Annotated in this window: 20 protein-coding genes; 10 read left to right on the top strand and 10 right to left on the bottom strand. The window is 63.6% G+C overall.

The genetic code is table 11. The features are described from left to right. The first annotated feature begins 42 nt into the window (after positions 1-42). Positions 43-507 carry a DUF1772 domain-containing protein gene (locus tag VGE08_RS18925; protein ID WP_331069472.1) on the top strand — a complete coding sequence of 155 codons (465 nt, stop codon included), beginning with the start codon at positions 43-45 and terminating at the stop codon, positions 505-507. Between the two features lie 7 nt (positions 508-514). On the opposite strand, the gene VGE08_RS18920 is transcribed toward VGE08_RS18925, so the two are convergent. Next, the gene (locus VGE08_RS18920) at positions 515-1,489 is read right to left on the bottom strand and encodes a 2-dehydropantoate 2-reductase (RefSeq protein WP_331069471.1); all 975 of its coding nucleotides are present in this window, start codon (positions 1,487-1,489) and stop codon (positions 515-517) included. Between the two features lie 388 nt (positions 1,490-1,877). Here VGE08_RS18920 and VGE08_RS18915 point away from each other — a divergent pair, with 388 nt between their 5' ends. The 5 genes from VGE08_RS18915 to VGE08_RS18895 all read left to right on the top strand — a co-directional run bounded on the left by VGE08_RS18915 (position 1,878) and on the right by VGE08_RS18895 (position 7,527). After that, entirely contained in the window at positions 1,878-3,263 is a 1,386-nt protein-coding gene (locus VGE08_RS18915; protein ID WP_331069470.1) for a class II 3-deoxy-7-phosphoheptulonate synthase, read from the top strand. Positions 3,264-3,346: 83 nt separating this feature from the next. Then, positions 3,347-5,074, top strand: a complete 1,728-nt coding sequence (gene ilvD, locus VGE08_RS18910) for a dihydroxy-acid dehydratase (RefSeq protein WP_331069469.1) — start codon at positions 3,347-3,349, stop codon at positions 5,072-5,074. Between the two features lie 43 nt (positions 5,075-5,117). Beyond that, a complete protein-coding gene (locus tag VGE08_RS18905; protein WP_331069468.1) occupies positions 5,118-6,035 on the top strand; it encodes a hydroxymethylglutaryl-CoA lyase in 918 nt (305 codons plus the stop codon). 229 nt (positions 6,036-6,264) lie between these two features. Then, complete coding sequence (locus VGE08_RS18900; RefSeq protein WP_331069467.1) at positions 6,265-6,897, top strand: GntR family transcriptional regulator; 633 nt, start codon at positions 6,265-6,267, stop codon at positions 6,895-6,897. Positions 6,898-7,047: 150 nt separating this feature from the next. Then, entirely contained in the window at positions 7,048-7,527 is a 480-nt protein-coding gene (locus VGE08_RS18895; RefSeq protein ID WP_331069466.1) for a peroxiredoxin, read from the top strand. A gap of 365 nt (positions 7,528-7,892) precedes the next feature. On the opposite strand, the gene VGE08_RS18890 is transcribed toward VGE08_RS18895, so the two are convergent. Continuing rightward, positions 7,893-8,837 carry an electron transfer flavoprotein subunit alpha/FixB family protein gene (locus VGE08_RS18890; protein ID WP_331069465.1) on the bottom strand — a complete coding sequence of 315 codons (945 nt, stop codon included), beginning with the start codon at positions 8,835-8,837 and terminating at the stop codon, positions 7,893-7,895. Continuing rightward, a complete protein-coding gene (locus tag VGE08_RS18885) occupies positions 8,837-9,586 on the bottom strand; it encodes an electron transfer flavoprotein subunit beta/FixA family protein (protein ID WP_331069464.1) in 750 nt (249 codons plus the stop codon). Before VGE08_RS18885 ends, VGE08_RS18890 begins: the two co-directional genes overlap by 1 nt. A 258-nt stretch (positions 9,587-9,844) precedes the next feature. Between VGE08_RS18885 and VGE08_RS18880 the strand changes: the two genes are divergently transcribed. The 4 genes from VGE08_RS18880 to VGE08_RS18865 all read left to right on the top strand — a co-directional run bounded on the left by VGE08_RS18880 (position 9,845) and on the right by VGE08_RS18865 (position 18,016). Then, a complete protein-coding gene (locus VGE08_RS18880) occupies positions 9,845-10,591 on the top strand; it encodes a hypothetical protein (RefSeq protein ID WP_331069463.1) in 747 nt (248 codons plus the stop codon). Positions 10,592-10,687: 96 nt separating this feature from the next. Then, positions 10,688-11,959: an aminotransferase class I/II-fold pyridoxal phosphate-dependent enzyme gene (locus tag VGE08_RS18875; RefSeq protein ID WP_331069462.1), complete on the top strand. Its 1,272-nt coding sequence runs from the start codon at positions 10,688-10,690 to the stop codon at positions 11,957-11,959. Positions 11,960-12,021: 62 nt separating this feature from the next. After that, positions 12,022-14,661, top strand: coding sequence for a PD-(D/E)XK nuclease family protein (locus VGE08_RS18870; protein WP_331069461.1), 2,640 nt, complete (start codon positions 12,022-12,024; stop codon positions 14,659-14,661). Next, entirely contained in the window at positions 14,648-18,016 is a 3,369-nt protein-coding gene (locus VGE08_RS18865; RefSeq protein WP_331069460.1) for a UvrD-helicase domain-containing protein, read from the top strand. The genes VGE08_RS18870 and VGE08_RS18865 overlap by 14 nt, the downstream gene beginning before the upstream one ends. A gap of 34 nt (positions 18,017-18,050) precedes the next feature. On the opposite strand, the gene VGE08_RS18860 is transcribed toward VGE08_RS18865, so the two are convergent. The 7 genes from VGE08_RS18860 to gspH are packed head-to-tail and all read right to left on the bottom strand — an operon-like array spanning position 18,051 to position 23,546. Next, positions 18,051-18,800 (bottom strand): type II secretion system protein N, encoded by a 750-nt coding sequence (locus tag VGE08_RS18860; RefSeq protein WP_331069459.1) that lies wholly within the window; start codon positions 18,798-18,800, stop codon positions 18,051-18,053. Between the two features lie 23 nt (positions 18,801-18,823). Then, the gene (locus VGE08_RS18855; RefSeq protein WP_331069458.1) at positions 18,824-19,321 is read right to left on the bottom strand and encodes a type II secretion system protein M; all 498 of its coding nucleotides are present in this window, start codon (positions 19,319-19,321) and stop codon (positions 18,824-18,826) included. Next, on the bottom strand, positions 19,321-20,649 hold the full coding sequence (gene gspL, locus VGE08_RS18850; RefSeq protein ID WP_331069457.1) for a type II secretion system protein GspL: 1,329 nt from the start codon (positions 20,647-20,649) through the stop codon (positions 19,321-19,323). The genes VGE08_RS18855 and gspL overlap by 1 nt, the downstream gene beginning before the upstream one ends. Then, positions 20,649-21,659: a type II secretion system minor pseudopilin GspK gene (gene gspK / locus VGE08_RS18845; RefSeq protein ID WP_331069456.1), complete on the bottom strand. Its 1,011-nt coding sequence runs from the start codon at positions 21,657-21,659 to the stop codon at positions 20,649-20,651. Before gspK ends, gspL begins: the two co-directional genes overlap by 1 nt. After that, the gene (gspJ, locus tag VGE08_RS18840; protein ID WP_331069455.1) at positions 21,656-22,321 is read right to left on the bottom strand and encodes a type II secretion system minor pseudopilin GspJ; all 666 of its coding nucleotides are present in this window, start codon (positions 22,319-22,321) and stop codon (positions 21,656-21,658) included. Before gspJ ends, gspK begins: the two co-directional genes overlap by 4 nt. Beyond that, complete coding sequence (gene gspI, locus VGE08_RS18835; RefSeq protein ID WP_331069454.1) at positions 22,318-22,884, bottom strand: type II secretion system minor pseudopilin GspI; 567 nt, start codon at positions 22,882-22,884, stop codon at positions 22,318-22,320. The genes gspJ and gspI overlap by 4 nt, the downstream gene beginning before the upstream one ends. Continuing rightward, positions 22,881-23,546, bottom strand: coding sequence for a type II secretion system minor pseudopilin GspH (gspH, locus tag VGE08_RS18830; RefSeq protein ID WP_331069453.1), 666 nt, complete (start codon positions 23,544-23,546; stop codon positions 22,881-22,883). The genes gspI and gspH overlap by 4 nt, the downstream gene beginning before the upstream one ends. Between the last annotated feature and the right edge of the window lie 131 nt (positions 23,547-23,677).

The raw sequence follows: 23,677 nt of genomic DNA, 5'->3' as shown, positions 1-23,677 counted from the left end.
TTGCGGCACATCGACCCAGCGTGATCTGGCAATGGGGGAGTCATGAGAGATCATCTCTGGACCGCACTGACCGTCATTGCTTCCGTGGGCACCGGGCTGATCGGCGGCTCGTTCTTCATCTTTTCCAATACGTGCATGCGTGCGTTCGACGCACTGCCTGCCGCTGACGCGGTGGCGGCGATGAACAGCATCAATCGGGTGATCCTGAATCCCGGGTTCTTCCTGGCTTTCTTCGGCACGGCGCTGCTGTGCGTGGTGTTGCTGATCGGTCAGCTCGATGAGCCGCTGGTAGTGGCGGGTGCGTTGCTGTATCTGGCCGGCTCGATCGGGGTCACCATGGTGTGCAACGTGCCGCTCAACGAGAAGCTACAGAAGGTGAGGGCGTCTGCCGCAGACCTGGAAAGCCAATGGCGAGCCTATCGTGGACCGTGGACACGCTGGAACCACGTGCGCACGGTCGCTTGTTTGCTGGCGGCCGCCTTGTTCGCTCTCAGCCTCGCACGCTGACACCTGCTCAGCGACCGCGTGTGCGATCGATCGCGCTGACCAGCGCGTAGAAGTTGCTCAGCAGGGGCAGCGACAAATTCAACTCTCTGGCCTTGCGGACGGCGTACCCCAAGGTCTCGTGGATCTCCAGAGCGCGCCCGCCGAGCAGATCCTGCAGCGACGACATGCGATGTTCAGGCACGTTCGATTGGTATTCCGCGCCCACCTTGCGCACGGCTTCAACGGCGTCTGCCTCGCTCGCGCCCAGCACGGTTTTTATCGGCAACAGCGCTCGATCCTCGGTCAGCGGAATACCGAGCGCGTTGGCGATCGAAGCCGCCTCGCGCGTGAGACGCACCATCAACAGCGCCGAATCGGGGTCCGAGACAAACAGCCCGGTCTTGGCCCGCGTGGTGAGCGATAGGCTCACGAAGCCGACCCAGCACACGAACTTGCTCCATTCGCGAGAAACGATGTCGGTCACCAGCGTGGCGCGAATGCCCGCGTCATCGATGGCCTTGACGATGCCGCGAGCGGCATCAGTCATCGCGCCGTCCAACTCGCCGACGAACAAGTTCACGTTGCGAGTGAACAGGACATCGCCGGAGGCGAGCAGCTCGCCGCTCGTATCGGCCAGCGCGCCCAGGGTGCGCTCGCGGCCAAAGGTTTGCGATAACAGCTCGTCCTTCATCACACCGTTCTGGATCGATAGCGCGCGAGCCACGCTCACGTGACGCAGCGAGTCCATGGTCTGCTCGGACCCCGGGGTTTTCGTGGCGATGATCAGCGTGCCTGCCTCGCGCAGTTGCGCGGGATCGGTCAGCACGTCGACCGGCGTGGAGATCTCGCTGAGTCCCTTGATGCGCAAGCCTTGCTCTTGAACTTGCTTTGCACGTGCTCCCCGCGCGAGCAACACAACCGAACGACCGCTACGAACCAGATGCGCGGCCAGAATGGACCCGAGCGCACCGGCGCCGACGATCGCGAACTCAGTACGTGACACTAAACTCTCCGCTTGGCTGACTCAGGGAGCGCGAGGATATCCGAGCGATCGCCTGGGTTGGGGGCTCACTTCCTCTGGTGCCCGTCTGTCCACTTACCACGAGGTACGCTGACACTTCCTTGCCACCGCCGGCTTGAGTTGCGTGCACGTCTGCGAGATGCACTTCGTAAGACCCCGGACTCGGCCAGCAACCCGGAAATCAGCGCGCCGATCTTGCCGGCCCCCAGAATCAGAACTTTGGCCATGCTCGCCCCTCGCTCCCCGACTGCACGAACGCATGAGCAGGCCGCAATGGTGCAACAACGGCTCGGCAGCCGCGACTTGTATGCAATTTTCCGCCCGCGTCCGTATGCTTGGCGGCGACCGAGTGCTAGTCTCCCGCACCGCTATGACCCGTAATCTCGACCTCGTGCAATGGCACCCCACCAGCTGGCAGTCCAAGCAGGCCCAGCAGCAGGCCACCTATCCCGACCAGGCGGCTCTCGAACAAGTGATCGCCGAGCTGTCACGGCTGCCGCCGCTGGTGGTTTCCTGGGAAATCGAAGCGCTGAAGGACCAGATCGCGGCCGCGCAGCGCGGTGAGCGTTTCCTGCTCCAGGGCGGCGACTGTGCCGAGACCCTCGAGGATTGCGAGTCGGACAAGATCGCCAAGAAGCTGAAGATCCTGCTGCAGATGGGCCTGGTGCTGGTCTATGGCTTGAAGAAGCCGGTGATCCGCGTCGGCCGCATGGCCGGTCAGTATGCAAAGCCGCGCTCGGCTGACACCGAAACGCGCGATGGCGTGACCCTGCCGAGCTATCGCGGCGCCAACGTCAACCGCCCCGGGTTCACGGCCGCGGACCGTGTGCCCGACCCGCAACTGCTGCTGCGAGGCTACGAACGTGCGGCCCTGACGCTGAATTTCGTCCGCTCGCTGATCGATGGCGGCTTCGCCGACCTGCATCACCCCGAATATTGGGATCTGGATTTCATGCGTCATTCGCCCTCGAAGGACGCCTACGAAAAGATCGTGCAGTCGATCTCCGAGTCGCTGGACTTCTTCGAGTCGACCGCGGGCCGGCCCATCCACGAGGCCACCAGCGCTCGCTTCTACACCAGTCACGAAGCGCTGCATTTGCTGCTCGAGCAGGCGCAGACGCGCTTCATCCCTCGTTCGCAGCGCTGGTACAACTTGTCGACGCACATGCCCTGGATCGGCATGCGCACGGCGGCGCTCGACGGTGCGCACGTCGAATTCTTCCGCGGCATCTCCAATCCGTTGGGCATCAAGGTCGGTCCGTCGATGAGCGCGGAATGGGTGCAGGGCTTGCTGGCCAAGCTCAATCCGAACAACGAGCCCGGCCGGATCGTGCTGATCCATCGCATGGGCGCGAAGGACATCGACAAGCATCTGCCGCCCTTGATCCAGGCAGTACGCGCCACCGGCAGCCCGGTGCTGTGGGTTTGCGATCCCATGCACGGCAACACCGAGACGGCAACGTCCGGCCTGAAGACGCGACGCTTCGAAAACATCCTCAGCGAGCTGGAGTCCGCGTTCCGCATCCATCGCGAGTTGGGCTCGTGGCTCGGCGGGGTGCACTTCGAGCTCACGGGAGAGGATGTCACCGAATGCACGGGCGGCGCTCGCGGTCTGACGGATGCAGACCTCGCGCGTGCCTATCGATCGCAGGTCGATCCGCGCCTGAATTACGAACAGGCGCTGGAACTGGCCATGCGAATCGCCGGCCTGCACTCGAACAAAGGCTCTCGCATGAGATCCGGCAGCAACATCTAGTTCCAATGTAATAACTTGCCTCGCAGTCGGCGGCGGCCACTACAATATCGGCCGCTGCTACTGCTCATCGATTCGCATCATCCATGGCCACGAAAAAGCAAGCTCCCAAGTCAACCGGCAAGCCAGCCGTCAATTTCCGTCGCTATTCCAGTGAAGTCGTCGATGGCCTGAAGCAGGCGCCCAGCCGCGCCATGCTGAGGGCAGTGGGCTACAAGGACGCGGATTTCAAGAAGCCGGCGATCGGCATTGCGTCCACCTGGAGCAATCTCACGCCGTGCAATATGCACATCGACAAGCTGGCCAAGGCCGCCGCGGCCGGAGTCGATTCCTCCGGCGGCAAGAGCACGACGTTCGGCACGATCACCGTGTCCGACGGCATTTCGAACGGCGCGCCGGGCATGCGTTACTCGCTGGTGTCTCGCGAAGTGATCGCGGACTCGATCGAGACAGTCTCGGGCGCGCAAGGCTTCGACGGCGTGGTCGCGATCGGCGGCTGCGACAAGAACATGCCCGGTTGCATGATGGCGCTGGCGCGCTTGAATCGCCCGGCGGTGTTCGTCTACGGCGGCACCATTCGTCCGGGACCGGGACATCTCGATGTGATTTCCGTGTTCGAGGCCCGCGGCGCCTTCACCGCCGGCAAGATCTCCAAGAAACAAATGGACGAGATCGAGCGCAAGGCCATTCCGGGACCGGGCAGCTGCGCCGGCATGTACACGGCGAATACCATGGCCTCCGCGATCGAGGCGATGGGCATGAGCTTGCCCAACAGCTCCGCGCAGGACGCCGTCTCGAAACAAAAGATGCTGGACTGTCAGAACGCCGGCAAGGCGGTGGTGAAGCTGACCAAGCAGGGCATCACGCCCTCGATGATCATGACGCGCGAAGCCTTCGAGAACGCGATCACCACGGTCATCGCGCTCGGCGGCTCGACCAACGCGGTGCTGCATCTGTTGGCGATCGCGCACTCGGCAAACATTCCGCTGGAGCTGGACGATTTCACTCGCATCGGCAAGAACGTGCCGGTGCTCGCCGACCTGCGCCCGAGCGGCAAGTACATGATGTCCGAGCTGGTGCGTATCGGCGGCATTCAGCCGCTCATGAAGATGCTGCTGAAGGAAGGGCTGCTGCACGGAGACTGCTTGACGGTCACCGGCAAGACACTGGCGCAGAACCTCAAGAGCGTGAAGCCGTACCCGAAGAATCAGGACATCATTTACGCCTTCAACAACCCGATCAAGCCGGACAGCCACCTGGTCGTGCTCTATGGAAATCTGGCGCCGGAGGGCGCGGTCGCCAAGATCACTGGCAAGGAAGGCTTGTCGTTCACCGGGCGCGCGCGCGTGTTCGATGGGGAAGAGGCGTCGGTCCAGGCCATTCTCGATGGCAAGGTTCAGGCAGGCGACGTGGTTGTTATTCGCTACGAAGGCCCCAAAGGTGGACCGGGTATGCGTGAGATGTTGAGCCCGACCAGTGCCATCGCCGGCGCTGGTCTGGCGGACAAGGTGGCGTTGATCACCGATGGTCGTTTCTCGGGCGGCAGCCGCGGGTTCGTCGTGGGCCACATCGCGCCGGAAGCGGCGGTCGGCGGCCCGATCGGGCTGATCCGCGATGGCGATTCGATCACCATCGACGCGCAGTCTCGCGAAATCCAGGTCGCGCTGAGCGATGAAGAGTTGGCGAAGCGGCGTGCGCAGTGGCAGGCGCCGGAGCCGTACACTCGTCGCGGTGTGCTCGCAAAGTATGCTCGCTCGGTCAGCAGCGCCTCGTTGGGTGCGATCACCGACGCTGATGCCTGCGAGAATCACTGAGTACCAGAGATCAACCTGCAGGAATCAACGCCAGATATCAGCCATGGGTCGAGCGATTGAAATTGTCGAGGTGGGGCCGCGCGACGGCTTGCAGAGCGAGCCCGAGATTCTGCCGACCGCCGCGAAACTGGAGCTGATTCAGCGCCTGGTCGCGGCCGGTCTGCGACGCATCGAAGTGGCCAGCTTCGTGAATCCCAAGCGCGTGCCGCAGATGGCCGATGCCGAAGCGGTGATGGCGGGGCTGCCCAAGGTGCCTGGCGTGCAATACGTTGGCCTGGTGCTGAATCGCAAGGGATTCGAGCGTGCCCTGGCCGCTGGCTGCACCGAGGTTGGCCTCGTGGCTACCGCCACCAACAGCTTCGGTGAACGCAATCAAGGGGCGAACATCGAGCAGAACATTCTGAACTTCGAGGAGATCGCGCCGCTGGCTCGGGAAGCGGGCGTGCGAGCGCAGATTACCATCTCGGTGGCGTTCGGCTGTCCGTTCGAAGGCGAAGTGCCGGCATCTCGCGTGGTCGAGATCGCCAGGCGTCTGGCCGCCGCGAAGCCGCTCGAAATTGCGCTTGCCGACACCATCGGTGTTGCGGTTCCGAGTCAGGTCACGGCGCTGGTCGAACAGGTGCGCGCCGCCGTCGGCGACGTGCCGGTGCGTTGTCATTTTCACAATACTCGGAATACAGCGGTGGCGAATGCCTACGCTGCCATCCTTGCCGGCGTGAACACGCTGGACTCGAGCGTCGGCGGCGTCGGTGGTTGTCCCTTCGCGCCCAACGCGACCGGCAATGTGGGCACGGAGGATCTTGTGTACATGTTGTCCCGCTCGGGATACGAGACCGGCATCGATCTGACCAAGCTCATCGAGACCGCAAGGTGGCTGCAAGACCAGCGCGGCAAGCCGGTGCCCAGCATGGTATCGAAGGCGGGCGGATTCCCAGTCGGAACTGTAGCCGCATCAGCCTGATACGTATATTCCTGCCCAAAGAGAACAAACCTCGGAACACACCTGTCCGGGGTTATCTCCGTCTCCTGACTTAAGTTAGTCCTGCCAGAAATTTACTCCGCCGGGGTGCTCATTCTGCTGTTTGACGTACCGGGGCGCGTATACACTCGCGTCATACGAGGCCTCCGAAGTAACCGATTACATCCAACGGCGGATGCCGAGGCCTCCATCACTTTCATGAAGGAGCATCATGACCAAGGCAGTGGACAAGGCGTATCACACCGTACGTGAACGCATCGTGCGCGGCGTGTATCCAGCTTCCTCTCGCATCACCGAATTGGAAGTGGCGGCCGTCGCGGGAGTCAGCCGCACCCCGGTCCGGGAAGCGTTGCGAAAACTCCACGCAGAGGGACTGCTGGAGTTCATTCCTCACCAGGGAGCGATCGTCACCGAGTGGACCCCTGAAGATCGCGAAGACGTGTACGAATTACGAGCCACGCTGGAAGCGTATGGCGCGGCTCGTGCGGCACGTCGCATCAACCCTGAAGGCATCGCCGAACTGCGGCAACTCGCGGAGGATCAGTATCACGAAACCCTGGCGAAGCCCGAGGGCTATCTCGAGCGCGTCGGTATTCTCAACAGCCAGTTTCACCGGCGCATTCACCAGTTCGCGGGCAGCCCGAGGCTGGTGACGGCGCTGGCATCGTTGATCGAGGCGCCGATGATGCTGCGAACTTTCACGACGTATCAGGACGAGGACCTGATCCGCAGCGCGTCGCATCACCTCGAAATCGTGCGTGCGCTGGAAGCGCGCGATGGCGATTGGAGCGCGGCGCTCATGCGGTCCCACATTCTCGGCGCCCGCGGATCGCTGGCCGCCTGACTCGATCGCAACGCGGCTCGTGCGAGTCGGTAAAGGGCGCTGCCTTTTGCCGACTCGCCATTTCGCCGTGGGGCTGACCTTCCTGTACCCCCGGTGCTGCTGGATGACTAGAATGACGGTTCCGTTCACGCAATCAGCAAGGGGATCGTCATGATCAAAGTCGGCGACAAAATGCCCGCGGGCACGTTAACGCATGTCACCAAGGATGGGCCGCAGAAGGTGAATGCCGAGGACTTTTTCAAAGGCCGCAAGGTCGTGCTGTTCTCGGTCCCCGGTGCGTTCACTCCCACTTGCGACGCCAAGCATCTGCCCGGCTTCGTGGAGAAAGCGGCCGACATCAAAGCCAAAGGCGTCGATGTGATTGCCTGCATGGCGGTCAACGACGCGTTCGTGATGAGCGCCTGGGGCAAGTCGCACAACACCGATGGCAAGGTGGAGATGCTGGCGGACGGCAATGCGGAGTACACCAAAGCGCTCGGGTTGGAGATGGATGCCACCGGCTTCGGCATGGGGGTGAGAGGGCAGCGGTTTTCGCTGGTCGTTGATGATGGGGTGGTGAAGCAGGTGAATGTCGAGCAGAAGGGAGAGTTCAAGGTCTCCAGTGCGGAGCATGTGCTGACGCAGCTTTGAGAGGGCCTCGCCCATTGGGCGCGGTCTAAGAGATTTTTCTATTTGGCCGCGCTTCGCGCGGCCATTTTGTTTGCGCCTTCGGCCGCAGCAAGGGCGTCCGCCGCGGCTCTTCCATGGCGTGCCGCGTAGTCGACTTCACGCGGCCGAGTTTGCTGGGCGCGCTCCGCGCGGCACCGCCTTTTCCGCCGCCAGCCGCACTGATCGCCGGTGCTATTCCTCCCAACCAGTCGGTCGCATCAGCCGCCGCGGCGTCCCATGATTGATTCGACCAGTCGCGCTCTTCGCGTGAAGCGCGAGAAACAAAGAATAAAAAAGCCGCTGCGTTATGAGACGCAGCGGCCTTTGCTCTACAGCAGTAAACGGGCTCAGCCGAGCGCTTTTTCCAGTTCCGGCACGACCGTGAACAGGTCGCCGACCAAGCCGATATCCGCCACTTCGAAGATCGGCGCCTCGGCGTCCTTGTTGATTGCGACGATGGTGCGTGCGTCCTTGATGCCGGTCAGGTGCTGGATCGCGCCCGAGATACCGACCGCAACGTACAACTCCGGCGCGATGATCTTGCCGGTCTGGCCGACCTGGAGATCATTGGCGGCATAACCCGCGTCCACCGCGGCGCGCGATGCGCCGACAGCGGCGCCGAGCTTATCGGCGAGGCTGAAGATGATCTTGAAGTTGTCCGCGCTGCCTAGCGCACGACCGCCGGAAACCACGCGCGGTGCGGTCTGCAGATCCGGGCGACCGGTCGCAGCGGCGGAGCGCGAGACGAAGCGAGTGTGAGAGGGCAGCGAAGCAGCAACATTCGCGGCCTCGACGGCGGCACTGCCACCTTCAGGCGCAGCCTGGAACGACGCGGTACGCACAGTGGCGACGAGCTTCTTATCCTGCGGAGCCTCGACGGTGATGATGGCGTTGCCCGCGTACACGGGGCGACGGAATTTATAAGCGCCTTCGGCCGCCATGATGTCGCTGAGCTGACCGACACCGAGCAGGGCGGCAACGCGCGGCATCAAGTCCTTGCCGAACGTGGTCGAAGGACCAAACACGTGCGTGTAGTTCGCAGCGACCGCGGCGACCTGCGGTGCGAGCACGGCAGCCAGCGGCTCGGCATTCGCGGCGTTGTCGACCTTCAATACGGTCTTGACGCCCTGAATCTTCGCGGCTTCGGCAGCGACGGCGGAACCGTCGGTCGCGAACACAGCGATGTCGATCTGCGCGCCTTCGATGGTGCTGGCGCAGGCCACGCACTTGGCAGTGGAGGGATTGAGCTTGCCGCCGGCATGTTCGGCGACGATCAAAATCTTGGCGGTCATCAAACGAGCCCTTTCTGCTTCAACGCGGCGACCAGCTCGCCAACATCCTTCACCATCACACCCTTGGAACGCGCCGCGGGCGGCTCGTACTTGGTGGTCTTGAACTGCGGCGCCGTGTCCACGCCCAGCGAGGCGAGCGCGATGGTGTCGAGCGGCTTCTTCTTGGCCTTCATGATGTCCGGCAACTTCACGTAGCGCGGCTCGTTCAGGCGCAGGTCGGTGGTGAGCACCGCCGGCAGATCGACTTCGATGGTCTCCAGGCCGGCGTCGACTTCGCGCGTCACCTTGGCCTTGCCGCCTTCCAGCTCGACCTTGGAGGCGAACGTGGCCTGCGGACGATCCCACAACGCGGCCAGCATCTGGCCGGTCTGGTTGTTGTCGTCGTCGATGCCTTGCTTGCCGAGCAACACGATCTGCGGATTTTCCTTCTCGATGAGCTTGAGAAAGATCTTCGCGGCGGCCAGCGGCTCGACCGCAGTGTCGGCCTGCACGAGGATGGCGCGATCGGCACCCATGGCGAGGCCCGTGCGCAGCTGCTGCTGGGTATCGGCCGGGCCGATGCTGACGACCACGATTTCGCTGGCGCCGCCTTTTTCCTTGATGCGCAGCGCCTCTTCCAGCGCGATCTCATCGAAGGGGTTGATGCTCATTTTGACGCCGTCGGTCACGATGCCCGTGCCGTCGGGTTTGACGCGTACGCGGACGTTGTAGTCCACCACGCGCTTCAGTCCCACCAGAATCTTGCTCAACGTCGGCTCCGATTAATTGATCGCTTAATTTGCCACTGCAGGCCGCGGCAGCGGCCGGGCACGCTACTTGAACCCACCCCGCTAGTCAATTGAAGCACGTGGGCAAAGGGCGCTGTCGGTGAGGAAAAAGGGCTTTTTGTCCGACATCCGGATCGTGTCTTGCCAGACTCGTCGCGAGAAGTGGAATGCGGTCACGACTCGCCAGGGGTGGTGACCCGGTAAACTTCGCCTCCAGTCCCAGCCCAACGACCACCCAACATGCCCGATGCTCTCGCTCCGCGCCTGAAGTTCGGTGTGATCGCGCCCGCGACCAACACCATCGTGCAGCCGGAATACGACGCCATGCGCCCGCGCGGCGTCACCAACCAGATGGCGCGCGTTGTCATCCCGGATTCGCCGGTCGGCACCGAGAGCGAGTTCGCGGCCATGATGGGGCAGGTACGCAGCTCCATCGAAGGCGCGGTCGATACCGTCATGGCTTGTGCACCGGCCGCGGTGATTGTCGGCATGTCGGCCGAGACGTTCTGGGAAGGCGTCCTGGACGTCAATGCGCTGCAGGCGCATCTGGAAGCCCGCGCCGGCGTCAAGGTGATCCTCGGGGTACAGGCCTGCCAGGCGGCCATCCAGCGCTACGGCGGCATCCGCCGGATCAGCCTGATCACGCCGTACATGCCCTCGGGCGATGCGCAGGTGCGCCGTTCATTCACCGACAACGGCTTCGAGGTGGTGAACCTGCTGGGCCTGAAGTCCAACAGCCCGCTGTTGATGGCGCACGAGCCGCCCGAGCGCCTGCGCCGCGCAGTGCGCGAGGTGGACGACAGCAGCGTCGAGCTGATCCTGCAGGTGGGCACCAACCTGGCGTTTACGGCAGTGGCCGCCGAAGCCGAGCGCTGGCTGGGCAAGCCGGTGCTGGCCGTGAACACCTGCAGCTACTGGCATGCCCTGCGCAGCACCGGCATCGAGGACAAGATCGAGGGATTCGGCTCGCTGCTGAGCGAGCACTGAAGCCCTGTAATCCTCGCTTTCTCATGACTCTGTGCGCACTTTGGGCGCATGGATTCTGTTATCTTTGGGCCGGAAAGTCAGTCAGCCCATACTCCCATGCGTACCATTCGTCCCAGTGCCGGCCTCGCCAACGTGAAATATGAAATTCGCGGCGACCTGGCACGGCGCGCCCACGAAATGGAGCGCCGGGGCTACGACATCATCCCGCTGAACATCGGCAACCCTGGCGTATTCGGGTTTCGCACGCCCGAGACCATGCGCCTGGCGATGATCGAGAACCTCAAGTCCAGCGAAGCCTACTGCCATCAGAAGGGCATCTTCCCGGCCCGTGAAGCGGTGGTGATGCAGCAGCAGAGCCGGGGCGTGCGCGGCGTGAGCGCCGACGAAGTGTTCATGGGCAACGGCCTCAGCGAGCTCATCGACCTGGTGCTGCGCGCGTTGCTGTCGACCGACGATGAAGTGCTGGTGCCCATGCCGACCTATCCGTTGTGGACGGCGGCGGTGAATTTGAATCGCGGCCGCGCCGTGCACTATCCGTGTCTCGAAGAGAATGGCTTCGAGCCCGATCCGCAAGACATCGAGGCGTTGATCACCAGCCGCACGCGCGCCATCGTCGTGATCAATCCAAACAATCCGACCGGCGCCGTCTACTCGCGCGCCACGCTCGAGGCCATTGCACGCATCGCCGAGCGTCATCATCTGGTGGTGTTCTCAGATGAGATCTACGACCAGATCGTCTATGACGACGCCAAGTACGTGCCGATGGCGACGCTCGTGCACAACACGCTGTGCGCCACCATGTCCGGCCTGTCGAAGGTGTATCGGGCCTGCGGCTATCGCGTCGGCTGGGTGTCATTCTCGGGCGATCTCGAGTCGGCGCGTGAATACCTGAACGCGCTCGACAAGCTGTCGTCGCTGCGTTTGTGCAGCAACGTGCCGGGTCAATGGGCGGTGCAGACCGCGCTCGGCGGCTATCAGAGCATCCTGGAGCTGACGCGTCCGGGCGGCCGTTTGTATGAATCGCGCCAGGCCATTCTCGACGGCGTCGCCAAGAGCAAGTACCTGCAGGTGCATGCGCCGCGCGGTGCCATCTATGCGTTCATCGGCGTGAAGGAGGGCGTGCTGCCGAACTTCGACGATGAGCGCTTCGCCATGGATCTGCTGGAACACAAGCACGTGCTGCTCGCGCCAGGCACCAGCTTCAACACGCCCTACAAGACGCACTTCCGCATCACCAACCTGCCACGGCCGGAAGTGCTGGCCGACGTGTTCCAACGCATGGAGGAACTGTTGGACAGCTATGCCGACGGGGCAGAGCCAGTGTCACGCGCGGCGCCGGATCTCAAGGTCGTCCGCACGTCTTCATGAGTTAAGGGGCATTGCGGCTCCATTCTCTTCTCGCCAGTTCCTCTGAAAAAGGGGGCGTCACGGTGCTCACCGCGAGCCGCAGGCTCGCGCACGCGCTGCGGCTGGGCTACGCGCAGTATGCGCAGAGTCTCGGGCAATCCGTCTGGCGTACACCTCGCATCCTGCCGTGGTCGACCTGGCTCGCACAGCAATGGCTGGAGGCGAGGGCCATCGGCACGCACGCGCACCACGCACGTTTGCTCAGCAACGCACAGGCAAACATTCTCTGGGACACGGTGGTCGCCGAGAGCCAGTGGGGCGACCACTTGCTCAATCCCTCGAATGCCGCCCGCCTGGCCGCCCGGAGCTGGCGGCGGATGCAGGAATATCTCATCCCGCTCGCAGCCCTGCACGATAGCGACAGCACCGAAGCCAGAGCGCTGCACGCCTGGTGCAGCGAGTTCTTGAAACGTTGCGCGAAACTGCACGCCATCGACGAAACGCGTCTGCCGCACTGGGCGCACGATGCGAACTTCGTGCCCGAAGAAACATTGGCACTGGTGGGCTTCGACAGCATGCCGCCCTCCATGGCGCGGCTGATCGAAGGTTGGCGCGCGCAAGGCAAGATCGCGGACGTCGACAGCGAGGAGCCACCATCGCGATCGGTGGTGGTGGTCGCGGCTCGCGACGCCGATGATGAACTGGAGCTTGCGGCGCGCTGGGCGCGTGCGCAAATCGCGACAGGCAAGAGCACGGTCGGCGTTGTGGTTGCCGACCTGCAGCAGCGACGCGCTGAAGTGCAACGAGTGTTCGAAGACGTGTTCGCGCCCGGACACCGGGACATTCACGCCGAGACCGCGAAGATTCCGGTAGCGATCGCGGCACCCACGCCGCTTACTTCATATCCCGTTGTCGATGCGGCGTTGCTCATATTGCAGTTCGCTTTGCATGATCGGCCCGCGACGCACGCTGGCCGATTGTTACGAACACCTTTCATCGCTGGCGGAGAATCCGAACAAGATCGCCGTGCCATGGCCGACTTTCGCTTGCGCGAGGACCAACGCGATCGTTGGGACTGGTTCGAGCTGGAACGCTGGGCGGGTGTTACGGGCTGCGAACAGCTGGCGCAGGCCGCGCGCAGCATCGGCGAGCTCATTCGAGGCAAGACCTCGGCGACCGGGGCCAGCGCCTGGGCCGAACGGTTCCATTCCTGGCTGCGTGCAGCCGGCTGGCCGGGAGAACGCTCGCTGAGCAGCGTCGAGCATCAAACCGTGCTCAAGTTTCATGCGGCGCTGGCCGAGTTCGGCACGCTGGACGCCGTAACGCCGCCGCTGTCCGCCTCAACCGCTTTGTCACGCCTGCAGGAGCTGTTGCGCGATACGCCGTTCGAGCCGGAGAGCCACGCGACATCGATCACCGTCATCGATCCCGCAACCGTCGCAGGCATGAAGTTCGACGCAACCTGGGTGATGGGCCTGGAAGCGGCTCGTTTGCCCGAGCCGGTGAATCCCGATCCCTTGCTGCCGGTCGCTCTGCAACGGGCCGCGAAGATTCCGGAGGCCACGGCCGAAGGAGTGCTGCAGCTGTCGCGGGCTCGACTGGCGCGCTGGACCAGCAGCGCACCCGAAGTCGTGCTCAGCTGGCCCCGTCAGGAAGGCGAGGCCGAGTTGCAGCCCAGCCCGATGCTGAGCACGTGGCCGACGATCAAGGGCAGTGACATCGCCATCGCGGCAGTGCGCCCGTTGCGACGGACGTTGTTCGAACAGCGGCCGTTGCTCGAACACTTGCACGATGACTTTGCTCCGAAGCTCACCGGCAGAACGGCGCGCGGTGGATCGATGACGCTGGAATTGCAGTCGCGCTGTCCGTTCCGTGCGCAGGCGCAGATTCGATTGGGCGCCGAGGCTTTGCCTTCGGTGAGTATCGGAGTGGAGCCGATCGATCGCGGCATTATCTTGCACCGAGTGCTCCACGAGATCTGGGGCTGGCTGAGAAATCACGCAGCGCTCTTGTCCATCGATGAAGAGACCCTGGCGGCGCGAGTGCGCGACAGTGCGCATCGCCAAACGTTGAAGGCACTGCAGCCAACTGTGCGCTATCGCGAGCGTCTTGCGGCGTTGGAAGCCAGCAGCGTCGCCCACCAGGTGCTGCAGCTGTTGATGATCGAGAAGCGGCGGCCCCCATTCTCGATGCGTGTCACGGAAACGTCCGAGCCCTATGCCATTGGCGGACTGTCCATCACCTTGCAGCCGGATCGTATCGACGAGCTCAGCGACGGTGGCCATCTGCTCATCGATTACAAGCTCGGCGACTCGCACACGCCGAGACAATGGCTGGACACACGCCCGGGACGCCCGCTGCGGCCGCAGTTGCCTCTCTATGGTTTGGCTCATGCAGAAACATTGCGTGGCCTGGCCTATGTAGTGCTGGCGGCAGGCGCCGTCGAGTATCGCGGCTGGAGTGACGGCGCTTATATTGGCGACGGCATAGCGCCTTACCCATCGGGCATGCGACTCCGCGATGACCATCCGCCCGATTGGCCTTCTCTGATGGATCACTGGCGCAAGACGCTCACGCAACTGGCGGAGAGTTTCGTGGCAGGGCAGGCGGTCGTGGACCCGCTGCTGCCGCAGGAGTGCGCGACCTGTCATCTCGGCGCGTTCTGCCGCATCAGCGAACAGATGCAGAACGAAGACGATTCGGAGCATCATGCCGATGAGTAGCGACGCGGCGGCCCGCAAGCGCGCGCTCGACCCGACGCGCTCCTTCATCGTCCAGGCGCCTGCCGGCTCGGGCAAGACCGAGTTGCTGACGCAGCGCTATCTGCGATTGCTCGCAACAGTCGAGCATCCGGAGCAGATTCTCGCGATCACGTTCACGCGCAAGGCCGCCGCTGAAATGCGCAATCGCATTCTGTTGGCGATCGAAGCGGCGGGTCAGCCCCCCCCGGATTCGGCTCATAAGCTCACCACATGGGAGCTCGCTCGCGCCGTGCGGGCAGCTGACGCGCAGAGAAACTGGAAACTTACCGAGCATCCTTCACGCCTGCGCATACAGACCATCGACGCGCTCAACTCGACATTGGCGCGTCGTCTGCCGGTTCTGGCCGGCACCGGCTCGGCGTTGGAGCCGGCTGAAGATCCGTGGCCATTGTACGAAGAGGCTGCGCGGCACCTCATCGAACGGCTCGGCGACGGATCTTCGGTCGCGCAGCAGCTCGAATCTCTGATCGTGCATCTCGGCAATCGCACCGACATGCTGGCAGAGCTGCTGTGCGAGCTGCTGGCCAAGCGCGACCAGTGGCTGCACCAGATCGTCAGCGCCAGCGCGCACCACAACTTGCGCGCAATGCTCGAACAGACATTACAGGGCGTAATTCGACGTCACCTGGTGTCGCTGTGCGAGTTGCTCAATGACGTGCGGCGTCGGGAGTTGTGGGAACTGACAGTGTTCGCCGCCACCAATCTGCGCGACGCAGCCGGGCTCAACGAAGAGAAGCGCCTGCTGCTGGAGGCATGTAGCAACGCCGCAGCCGTGCCCGGCTCCGAATGTGACACGCTCGACGCATGGCTCGCCCTGACCGGTGTCTTCCTGAAGCGCGACGGGACACCGTACCAGACGGTCACCAAGAAGAGCGGCTTTCCGACCACTCATCCCGCCGAGAAGGAACGAATGCTGGGCTTGCTCGCCGAGATGGCGCAGGACCCGGAGCTGATCGTTCGCCTCTGTGCGCTGCGCACCTTGCCGCGACCGAGTTACTCGGAGGAACAGTGGCGCATTCTCGAAGCGCTGCTCGCCGTGCTGCCGGTAGCAGTGGCCGAGTTGCAACTGGTGTTCCAAGCGCACGGACAGGCGGACTACATCGAAGCGGCGTTGCGAGCCTTGCAGGCCCTGGGTCCGAGCGACGAGCCGACCGACCTGGCGCTGGCGTTCGACTATCGTCTGCAACACCTGCTGGTCGACGAGTTCCAGGACACATCGTTCGGGCAGCTCGATCTGCTGGAACGGCTGACAGCGGGATGGACCGCCGGAGACGGCCGCACATTGTTCTGCGTGGGCGATCCCATGCAGTCCATCTATCGTTTCCGCCAGGCCGAGGTCGGTTTGTTCCTGCAATTGCAACAACACGGGCTGCGCAACGTGCCGCTGGAGCCGTTGCGGCTCACGGCGAATTTCCGCTCGACACGTCCCATCATCGAATGGGTGAACCGCGTGTTTCCGAGCGTGCTGTCGCCGACGGACAATGCCGAGCACGGCGCCGTGCGTTACAGCCCGAGCGTCGCCGCGATCAGTAGCACGCGAGGCGGAGTGAAGGTTCATCCGTCGTTCGAAAAGGATGAACTGCTCGAAGCGCGACAAGTCGTCAGTCTGGTCCGCAAGGGTCTTGCCGAAGATCCGGATGCCACGATTGCCGTGTTGGTTACCGCACGTACACACGTCGGCTTGATCGCCAGCGAGCTGCACGCCGCGAACATCGACTTTCAGGCCATCGAGATCGAAGCCCTGTTGGACCGGCCGGTCGTGCAGGATCTCACTGCCCTGACCAGAGCATTGCTGCATCTCGCGGATCGAACCTCCTGGCTGGCGATATTGCGCGCGCCATGGTGCGGTCTCACGTTGCAAGACCTGCATGCGATCGTAAACAACAATCGCGCATCGACTATCAATGAGCTGCTGGCCCAGGCGCTCGAGAACAGCGACGTGCTCAGCAATGACGGCCGCGAGCGCATCGCGCGCGTGCACTCCATTCTGCAAACGGCGCTGGCTCAGCGAGGCCGACTCTCGCTGCGGGATTGGGTAGAGCGCACCTGGAACGCATTGGGCGGTCCAGCGACGCTGCACAGGCCACAGGACCTGGACGACGCCGATGCCTATCTGCGCCGGCTCGATCAGATCGAGATCGCAGGCGACCTGGAAGATGTCGCGCGTCTCGAACAGCAACTGGACCGGTTGTTTGCTCGCCCCAGGCCCGAGAATCGCGCGCGCGTTGAAGTGATGACCATACACAAGGCCAAGGGCCTGGAGTTCGATGTGGTCATCCTGCCGGCGCTCAATCGCCTGCTGCGCGGCGAGGGACGAGAGCTATTGCGATGGACGCGGATTCCAGGAAACGACGGCGGCATCGTGTTCGCGCCCATCAAGGCCGCGGGCGCCGATGCCGATCCGATGTATCGTTGGATCGAGCTGCTGGAACGTGAGCGTAGCGCTCGCGAGCGCGGCCGATTGCTTTACGTCGCAGCGACTCGCGCCAAACGTGTTCTGCATTTGCTCGGCACGGTGCGCGTCAAAGAAACGGAACAGGGCGCGGTGCTGCAAGAGCCTCGCAGCGGCTCCATGCTGCGATTGTTGTGGCCCGAGGTGAAAGCGAGCTTCGCAGCGGTCGTGCATACCAAGCCGCAACAGGACCTGTTCGCCGCCGCTCCCGCGCCACACGCTCGCCTGCATCGTCTGCCGCTGCCATGGCAACCCCCGGCAGCCGACGACGCCATCATTGCCAAGGCGGTGACTCTCAGCGACCTGAAAACGCAGATCGAATTCGATTGGGCGTCGCAGACCGCGCGTCACATCGGCACGCTGGTGCATCGTGAGCTGGACCGGTTGGTGCGAGCCGGGGCGGGGCACGCGCCTTTATCTCCCAATCGCGCACGTCTGTGTGCGGAGCTTGCCGAGTTGGGCGTGCCGCCCGACCTTTGCGACGCCGCCGTGGATCGCGTCATCGCCGCGATCGGACATACGCTCGCGGATGAACGCGGTCGCTGGCTGCTGGGCCTGTCGTCACCGCTGAGCGACGCGGAATCCGAATTGGCGTTGAGCGGCGTGTTCCAGGGCGAGATCGTTTCGGGTGTGATCGATCGTACGTTCGTGGACGAGCACGGCCTGCGCTGGATCGTCGATTTCAAGACGGGCTCGCACGAAGGTGGCGGCCTGGAGCAGTTCCTCAACGCCGAAGTGCTGCGTTATCGCGATCAGCTGCAGCGCTACGCCCGGCTCATGCGGCTGTTCCGTCCCGACCAGCCGATACGCGCCGCGCTGTATTTCCCGTTGCTGAAGCAGTGGCGGGAAGTGCCGGTGAGCTGAGCCGGGATCGGTGTGAACATCCGGCAAGGCTGACTCAGAAAGAGCCTTCGGTCCCGAACTGACGCCGGCCCTGCGGGTCCGGTGGGCCGAGGATCTCCAGGGCTTGAACCAGATTGCGAGGCGCATCGGGACGCGCGGCAACCAGGGCATCGAGCTTGTAAGTGCGGTCCGGTCGCAATTCGAGCGTGCCGGAAACCTGCAGTGGACCATCGCCTGCATCCGAGATCGCGCCTTGCAGTACCTCGGCCGAAGCAGCCGCCGGATCGAACACGACGCGATAACTGCCGGCCTTGAAGGGATTGCGGGCCGGTCCGGTCAGATCGACGATGTCCAGCGTACCGCCGACTTGCGTCGGCCAGCCATTCTCCAGCGTGAGCTGCGTGAATTTGCCATTGAGCGTGGCGTTCCAGCCACCCGGAATCATGTTGGGCGGAAACGTGCTCAGCGGCAGCGACGCCGTCAGATCTTTCAAACGAACGGTTCCGCCGGGACTGGCGCTGAGCTGGGTCGTGGCAAAGCCGTCGATGCGAGTGACTTTCACATCGGCGCTCAAGCGAGCTGCGAACAACGGCAGCACATGCAGGTCCCATTCGACGCCGCCGATACGGGCACCCTGGATCTGCAGCACTTGCGCGCGGCCATTCCAGATGGTGCCGGACACACCGCCGGCATTGATGCCAGTCGAGCCCAGCCGGGACAGCACCACGCTGGCGGGCAACGTCACCACGGCAAAGACGATGAAGGCGCCCACGCCGAGCGCAACCAGCGGCCAGAGTCGCTTCATAGTGTTGTCGATAACCCGTGTTCTTATACGCCGACGCGCATCAGGACGAGATTGGCATTCACGAGGCCGGGCTTGGCGGTGCGATCGATGGTGGCGGATTCGACGTCGATGGCATGCACCTGCTGGAGCGTGCCCAGGCACACCATCAGTTTGTCGAACTCGGCCGCTTCCAGACGCACGCGAATGCCGCGCTCGCCATTGGGTGTCTGGCCGGTGAGCGAATTGCTGAGGCCGCATTCGCGAGCCGCACGATCGATCAGTACCACCAGCGATTCGTTGCTCGGTCCCGGGCGACTCGGCTGAGCCGCGCTCAGCACGGCGACTTCGCCGGAAACGCTGCGCATCCAGGCGAGATCGCCTTCCTTCTGCGCCACACGATTGGCTTGCGCCTCGACCGCGCTATAGAGCGGGGCGAGAGCGAATACGTAGACCGCCACCACCAGCACCAGAATGGCCCCACCGATGACCACCCAGCGCTCGCGAGGCTGCAGCGAATTGAACTTGTCCTTGAGCTGTTGCATCAGGCGCCCGCCTTCTTGAACTGCAGCCGGCCTTCGACCTTGGAATCGCGCGGATTGGTGGATTGGATCTCCGCCGCAATGCCACGCTCGCCAGCCACCTGCCGGATGCGCTCGAGCGAGTCGACCGATGGAGTGAGCACGCGCAGGTCGGTGACGTTGTCGCGGTAGGAGAGGGCTTCGATATGAGTATTCGGCGCCTGGCTCATCGCCTCGCTCAACATCGCAAGCGCGGTCAACATGCCGCTGGTCGGCCCGGTGCCGCGCAGCTGGGCGAGGACCTGCTCGACCTGCCGCCTTGCTTCGAGAGGGTCGGGCACCGGCGCGCCCGGCAACGACTGCTGAAACGTTTCGGTGATCTGCGCATCGAGCTGGCTTTCGACCTTCTTGTAGTGCACGTACTGCCAGGTCTTCACGCCGATGTGAGTGGCCACGAGCACGGCGGCCAGCACGGCCGCGTAACGCCACGGCGCAAAAGAAACATTCAACTTGGTCTTGACCGCGTACGGTCCCTGCAAGAGGTTCACCGCGCCGCTCTTCATCGCGGCGGGAACGTTCGCGGCCAGCAACGGCAGCGGGCCATCGGGCAGCAGCTTCAATTGCAGGCTGGCGGTGAACTCGCGCAACTCTTCGAGCATCTGGCGCTCGCGCTCGTAATCGTCTTCGGACACGAAGATGGTGACGTGCTCGCGCGCCTCTTCGCCGCTGCCCAGCGCCAGCTGCAAGGCTTCGATCAACGGCTCGACTTCGATGACGGTGCCTGGTTGATTCTCGCGCCGCACGTACAGTCGCTGGCCATCGATGAGCACGGCGATCGCGCCAGTGACCGTGGGCAGCACACTGGTCTCGGCGTACAGCGCGTCACAAGGCAAGCCCGCTGACTGTAGCGCAGCGACCCATTCCTCCATGCGCTTGCGTGCGACTGCCGCGACCGGCGTGCCCGGGCGTGAAGCGCGTTTGCCGACTGCGAAATGCATGTCTTCGACGTCGGCCGCGAGTTGTTCTTCGAGCGCGAACGGCACCACTTGCGCGAGCTTGGCGCCGCTCTTGAGCGGCAACACCGGCTCGGCCAATAAAACATCGGTGCCCGGCACCAGTACGATGGTCTTGCGCCCCGTGGCTTGCGCGGCGGCATCCTCGAGCGAGCCCCACGACACATTGCCCTTGCGGGTACCGTTGCCCTCGACGATCAGCCATTCGGCTTGATACGCGTCCGCCCGCGGCGCGGCCTGGGCAGGGACTTGCGGGGTCTGCGAGGCCGCTTCGGAAACCGCCACAGCTGTCCGAGCGACAGCCATGGGATGCAAGCGGACAACTAGGAGTTCCGGCATCAGAGCGTTCCGTAGCTTCTCAGGATGGGACGGACCTGGTTGGCACCGTCGTTGCGATACAACAGACTGTACAGGGTGAACCGTTGAGTGCCAAGAGTGACCCAGATGGTCGCCAGGAAGTAATTGCTGGTTACACCGACGATGTCGGCCAGCTCCTGTTTCTGCTTCGGGTTCAGTCCCGCCTCGAACTCCTGCTTGTTGGGAAAACAGCGCTGCGCGCGCGTTTCCTTGGCGTTGTCACGCGCCAATGTGAATTGGCGACTGCCTTCCACCAATGCATCGAGCAGCTCCGGCGAGGCAGTGCATAGATTGATGGTGCGCACGTCGGCGGGCAGGGCGGTGACGAACGGCGCGAGCTTGCGATAGCGCTCCGGTCCGAAGTCCGGCAAGGCCAGCAATTCGCTCGCGCGCGTGATCGGCATGTTCGCGGTGCGGTAGGGCGGCGACAGGTTGGTGTACACCGGATCCTCGGCACCGTCGAAACCAGTGGCGTTGGTGTCGCTGTCGATCCAGTCGGCGATCATTTCGGCCCACTTGGTTTCGATCTCCAGCACTTCCAGCAGCCGCTGCAAACGCTCCACCGCCTGCGGATCGATCTTGCCGATGCCGTTGTTGTCGAAGATCACCAGGCTGTTGAGATTGAAACGGCCCTGCAGATCCTCGAGCTGACCTTCGAACTCGCCGCCCACGTCCTCCAGCGGAATGGGAGGAATGGGCGTCGCCCACTCCTCGGTGAAGTCATCGGTCTTGGAGCTCTGCATCTTGTCCCGGCGCAGCGCGTCCGACGCCCAGGCTTCGCCGCCCAACGCGATCTCGAACGATTGATCCAGCGAGAACGTATTGAGGGTGCGACGTTGATCGAGATAGCTCCTGAAACCAACCTCGGCTGCGAGGATGGTGGCCAATGCCACGATCAGCACGGCCATGACCAGCGCCACACCGCGCTCTCGTCGCATGCTGCGCGGAACGCGCGAACGGCTCGCATGCATGGATGCGCGGGCGCGGCTCATCCGGACACCTCGATCAGTCGCTTGATCTCGCCCCAGTCTTCCAGCTCGATGGTGATCTCGACCGCGATGGGACGCAGGCGCATTCCATCGGGTGCGGAGTACCCCAACGGCGGCCACTGCTTGTGCCAGGAGCGATTACCGTCCATAAAACGCAACTCCATGCGTTTGACGCCAGCGAGCAGCACGGCGCTTTCGGGTTCGCCATTCATGGTGCGATCGAGCGCCAGCCAGTATTCGCGCAGCAGCTTGTCGTTCTCGAGACGATACGACACACGCTGCAAAGTAGAGCGCGGTACGCCGGCAGGGTTGCTCCAGCCGGAATGCGTGAGCTCGAGCAGCGATTGGTTGCGATCGTCGGAGCGCAGCGCCGGTATCAGCGAATCTCCCAGCGGCTCGCGCACGGGGCGCGGCTCGAGTGACGCGAAGTCGATATTCAAGCGTTGCATCGCCGATTGAACCTCGCGCGTGCGGCTCGCGCCGGCATTGGCGATATCGCTCTGCTTCACCAACTCGTTGTAACCGCCCATGGCGATCGCGGCGACGATGGCGAAGATGAAGACCGCCACCATCACCTCGACCAGCGTGAAGCCCGCGACGGCGCCTCGCCGCGAACAGTGCTTGCGAAGGTCCGTGGAAATCATGAGCGCGCTTGCTCTGCTCATGACTCGGTTTCCTCCGGCTCCGGCGGCACGACATCACCGGGCTCCAGCGGGGGCGGCGGCGCTGGATTGTCGTCGGAGCCGTCGCGCGGTCGGCGCTGGTTCTGGCCACCGCTTCTGCCAGGGCCGCCTTGCGGCGCAGCCTGCCAGTTGATGAGCGTCGTGCCCGGCGGTGCGACCGCCTGACCGTAAAACCCGGTAATGAAGGCGAGCGAGCTGGTCTCGGGCGCGTCCGATGGCCGCACCCGTATTTCGATGCGGCGAATCGATTCGACCGGCGTCTGTTTCACTTCCATGGTCCAGCGCCAGTCGCGTCCCGCCATTTCGACTTCATCGGAAGACTTGTCGATGGGCGGCGGACCGGGCTGCAAGCGCACCTCGGTGAGCTTGTTCATCGCGATCCAGTGCGCCAGCGTCTTCTCGCGCATGTAGAAACTGGTGTTGGCCGTTTGACTCACCGTCTGAATGACGGCGAGCATGCCGAGGCCGACGACGACCAGTGCCACCAGCACTTCGATCAATGTGAATCCGCCGAGCCTGCGTCGTGGCGCGCGTGCCTTGCTCATGATCTCGGACTCCCTGTCGCTTCCACCGGTGGCTTGGTCTGCAGCAGCGGCCCCCATTCTCTGCGTTCGTCACGAACCTCGACGCGCAGATCGTTGTTCGCAAGCCCGGTCACGCGCCACAGCGCCGGGGCGCCTTCGCGTTCGATCTCCAGCTCGAAGGGCATGACTTCACCGCTGGACAACACCAGGATGTGCGGCGGGGCCCTGTTGTTCTCATCCTTGTCGCCACGATCGGGCAGGGTGGGTTTCAACACGACTTCACGCGACTCCAGGCGCAGGCGAAAGCGCAGTCCTTCGGGAATCTCGCGTTGCGCGAACAGCTCGTCGCCCTCGATGAGTTGCCACTCGTTCCTGCGGGTATCGAGGCGCAGATATTCATAGTCGCTGGCCGCCACATAGATGCCGATGTCCTCGGCCTGCAACTCCGCTTCTTCGCGCGCCTGCTGCAGCACTGTCCAGAAACGTCGGGCCTCTTCCTCGGCCTGGCGGTCGCTTCCCAGCACACCGAACGACAGCACGGCCATCGCCACCATGACCCCGACGACGACCAGCACGACGAGCAGTTCCAGCAGCGTGAAGCCGCTGTGCAGCTCGATCCGGCGGCGCGGGTTGCGGGTGTGGATAATAGGAGGCCTACCGATATGCGTAAGGCGCCGGATCATAACAAAGCAGATCGAACCCATGAGTGACGGCTTGTCCCGGCCCGCTCTTCGGACTTCGCGGCGCTTCCGACAATGGATGTCCGGGCCTGGCGGGTCCGGAAAGCATTCCGGAGCATGGCTGCTTGGACTCC

This window comes from Steroidobacter sp. (genome assembly GCF_036406195.1).
Classification (GTDB): domain Bacteria; phylum Pseudomonadota; class Gammaproteobacteria; order Steroidobacterales; family Steroidobacteraceae; genus Steroidobacter.
The sequence above is the reverse complement of the archived record's forward strand: the minus strand, read 5'-3'. Positions and strand labels throughout refer to the sequence as shown.

Excerpts from the sequence above, each read along its gene's own strand:
- VGE08_RS18925 (WP_331069472.1), top strand. The coding sequence starts at position 43 with ATGAGAGATCATCTCTGGACCGCACTGACCGTCATTGCTTCCGTGGGC.
- VGE08_RS18915 (WP_331069470.1), top strand. The coding sequence starts at position 1,878 with ATGACCCGTAATCTCGACCTCGTGCAATGGCACCCCACCAGCTGGCAG.
- ilvD (WP_331069469.1), top strand. The coding sequence starts at position 3,347 with ATGGCCACGAAAAAGCAAGCTCCCAAGTCAACCGGCAAGCCAGCCGTC.
- VGE08_RS18905 (WP_331069468.1), top strand. The coding sequence starts at position 5,118 with ATGGGTCGAGCGATTGAAATTGTCGAGGTGGGGCCGCGCGACGGCTTG.
- VGE08_RS18900 (WP_331069467.1), top strand. The coding sequence starts at position 6,265 with ATGACCAAGGCAGTGGACAAGGCGTATCACACCGTACGTGAACGCATC.
- VGE08_RS18895 (WP_331069466.1), top strand. The coding sequence starts at position 7,048 with ATGATCAAAGTCGGCGACAAAATGCCCGCGGGCACGTTAACGCATGTC.
- VGE08_RS18890 (WP_331069465.1), bottom strand. The coding sequence starts at position 8,837 with ATGACCGCCAAGATTTTGATCGTCGCCGAACATGCCGGCGGCAAGCTC.
- VGE08_RS18880 (WP_331069463.1), top strand. The coding sequence starts at position 9,845 with ATGCCCGATGCTCTCGCTCCGCGCCTGAAGTTCGGTGTGATCGCGCCC.
- VGE08_RS18875 (WP_331069462.1), top strand. The coding sequence starts at position 10,688 with ATGCGTACCATTCGTCCCAGTGCCGGCCTCGCCAACGTGAAATATGAA.
- VGE08_RS18865 (WP_331069460.1), top strand. The coding sequence starts at position 14,648 with ATGCCGATGAGTAGCGACGCGGCGGCCCGCAAGCGCGCGCTCGACCCG.
- VGE08_RS18860 (WP_331069459.1), bottom strand. The coding sequence starts at position 18,800 with ATGAAGCGACTCTGGCCGCTGGTTGCGCTCGGCGTGGGCGCCTTCATC.
- VGE08_RS18855 (WP_331069458.1), bottom strand. The coding sequence starts at position 19,321 with ATGCAACAGCTCAAGGACAAGTTCAATTCGCTGCAGCCTCGCGAGCGC.
- gspL (WP_331069457.1), bottom strand. The coding sequence starts at position 20,649 with ATGCCGGAACTCCTAGTTGTCCGCTTGCATCCCATGGCTGTCGCTCGG.
- gspK (WP_331069456.1), bottom strand. The coding sequence starts at position 21,659 with ATGAGCCGCGCCCGCGCATCCATGCATGCGAGCCGTTCGCGCGTTCCG.
- gspJ (WP_331069455.1), bottom strand. The coding sequence starts at position 22,321 with ATGAGCAGAGCAAGCGCGCTCATGATTTCCACGGACCTTCGCAAGCAC.
- gspI (WP_331069454.1), bottom strand. The coding sequence starts at position 22,884 with ATGAGCAAGGCACGCGCGCCACGACGCAGGCTCGGCGGATTCACATTG.
- gspH (WP_331069453.1), bottom strand. The coding sequence starts at position 23,546 with ATGATCCGGCGCCTTACGCATATCGGTAGGCCTCCTATTATCCACACC.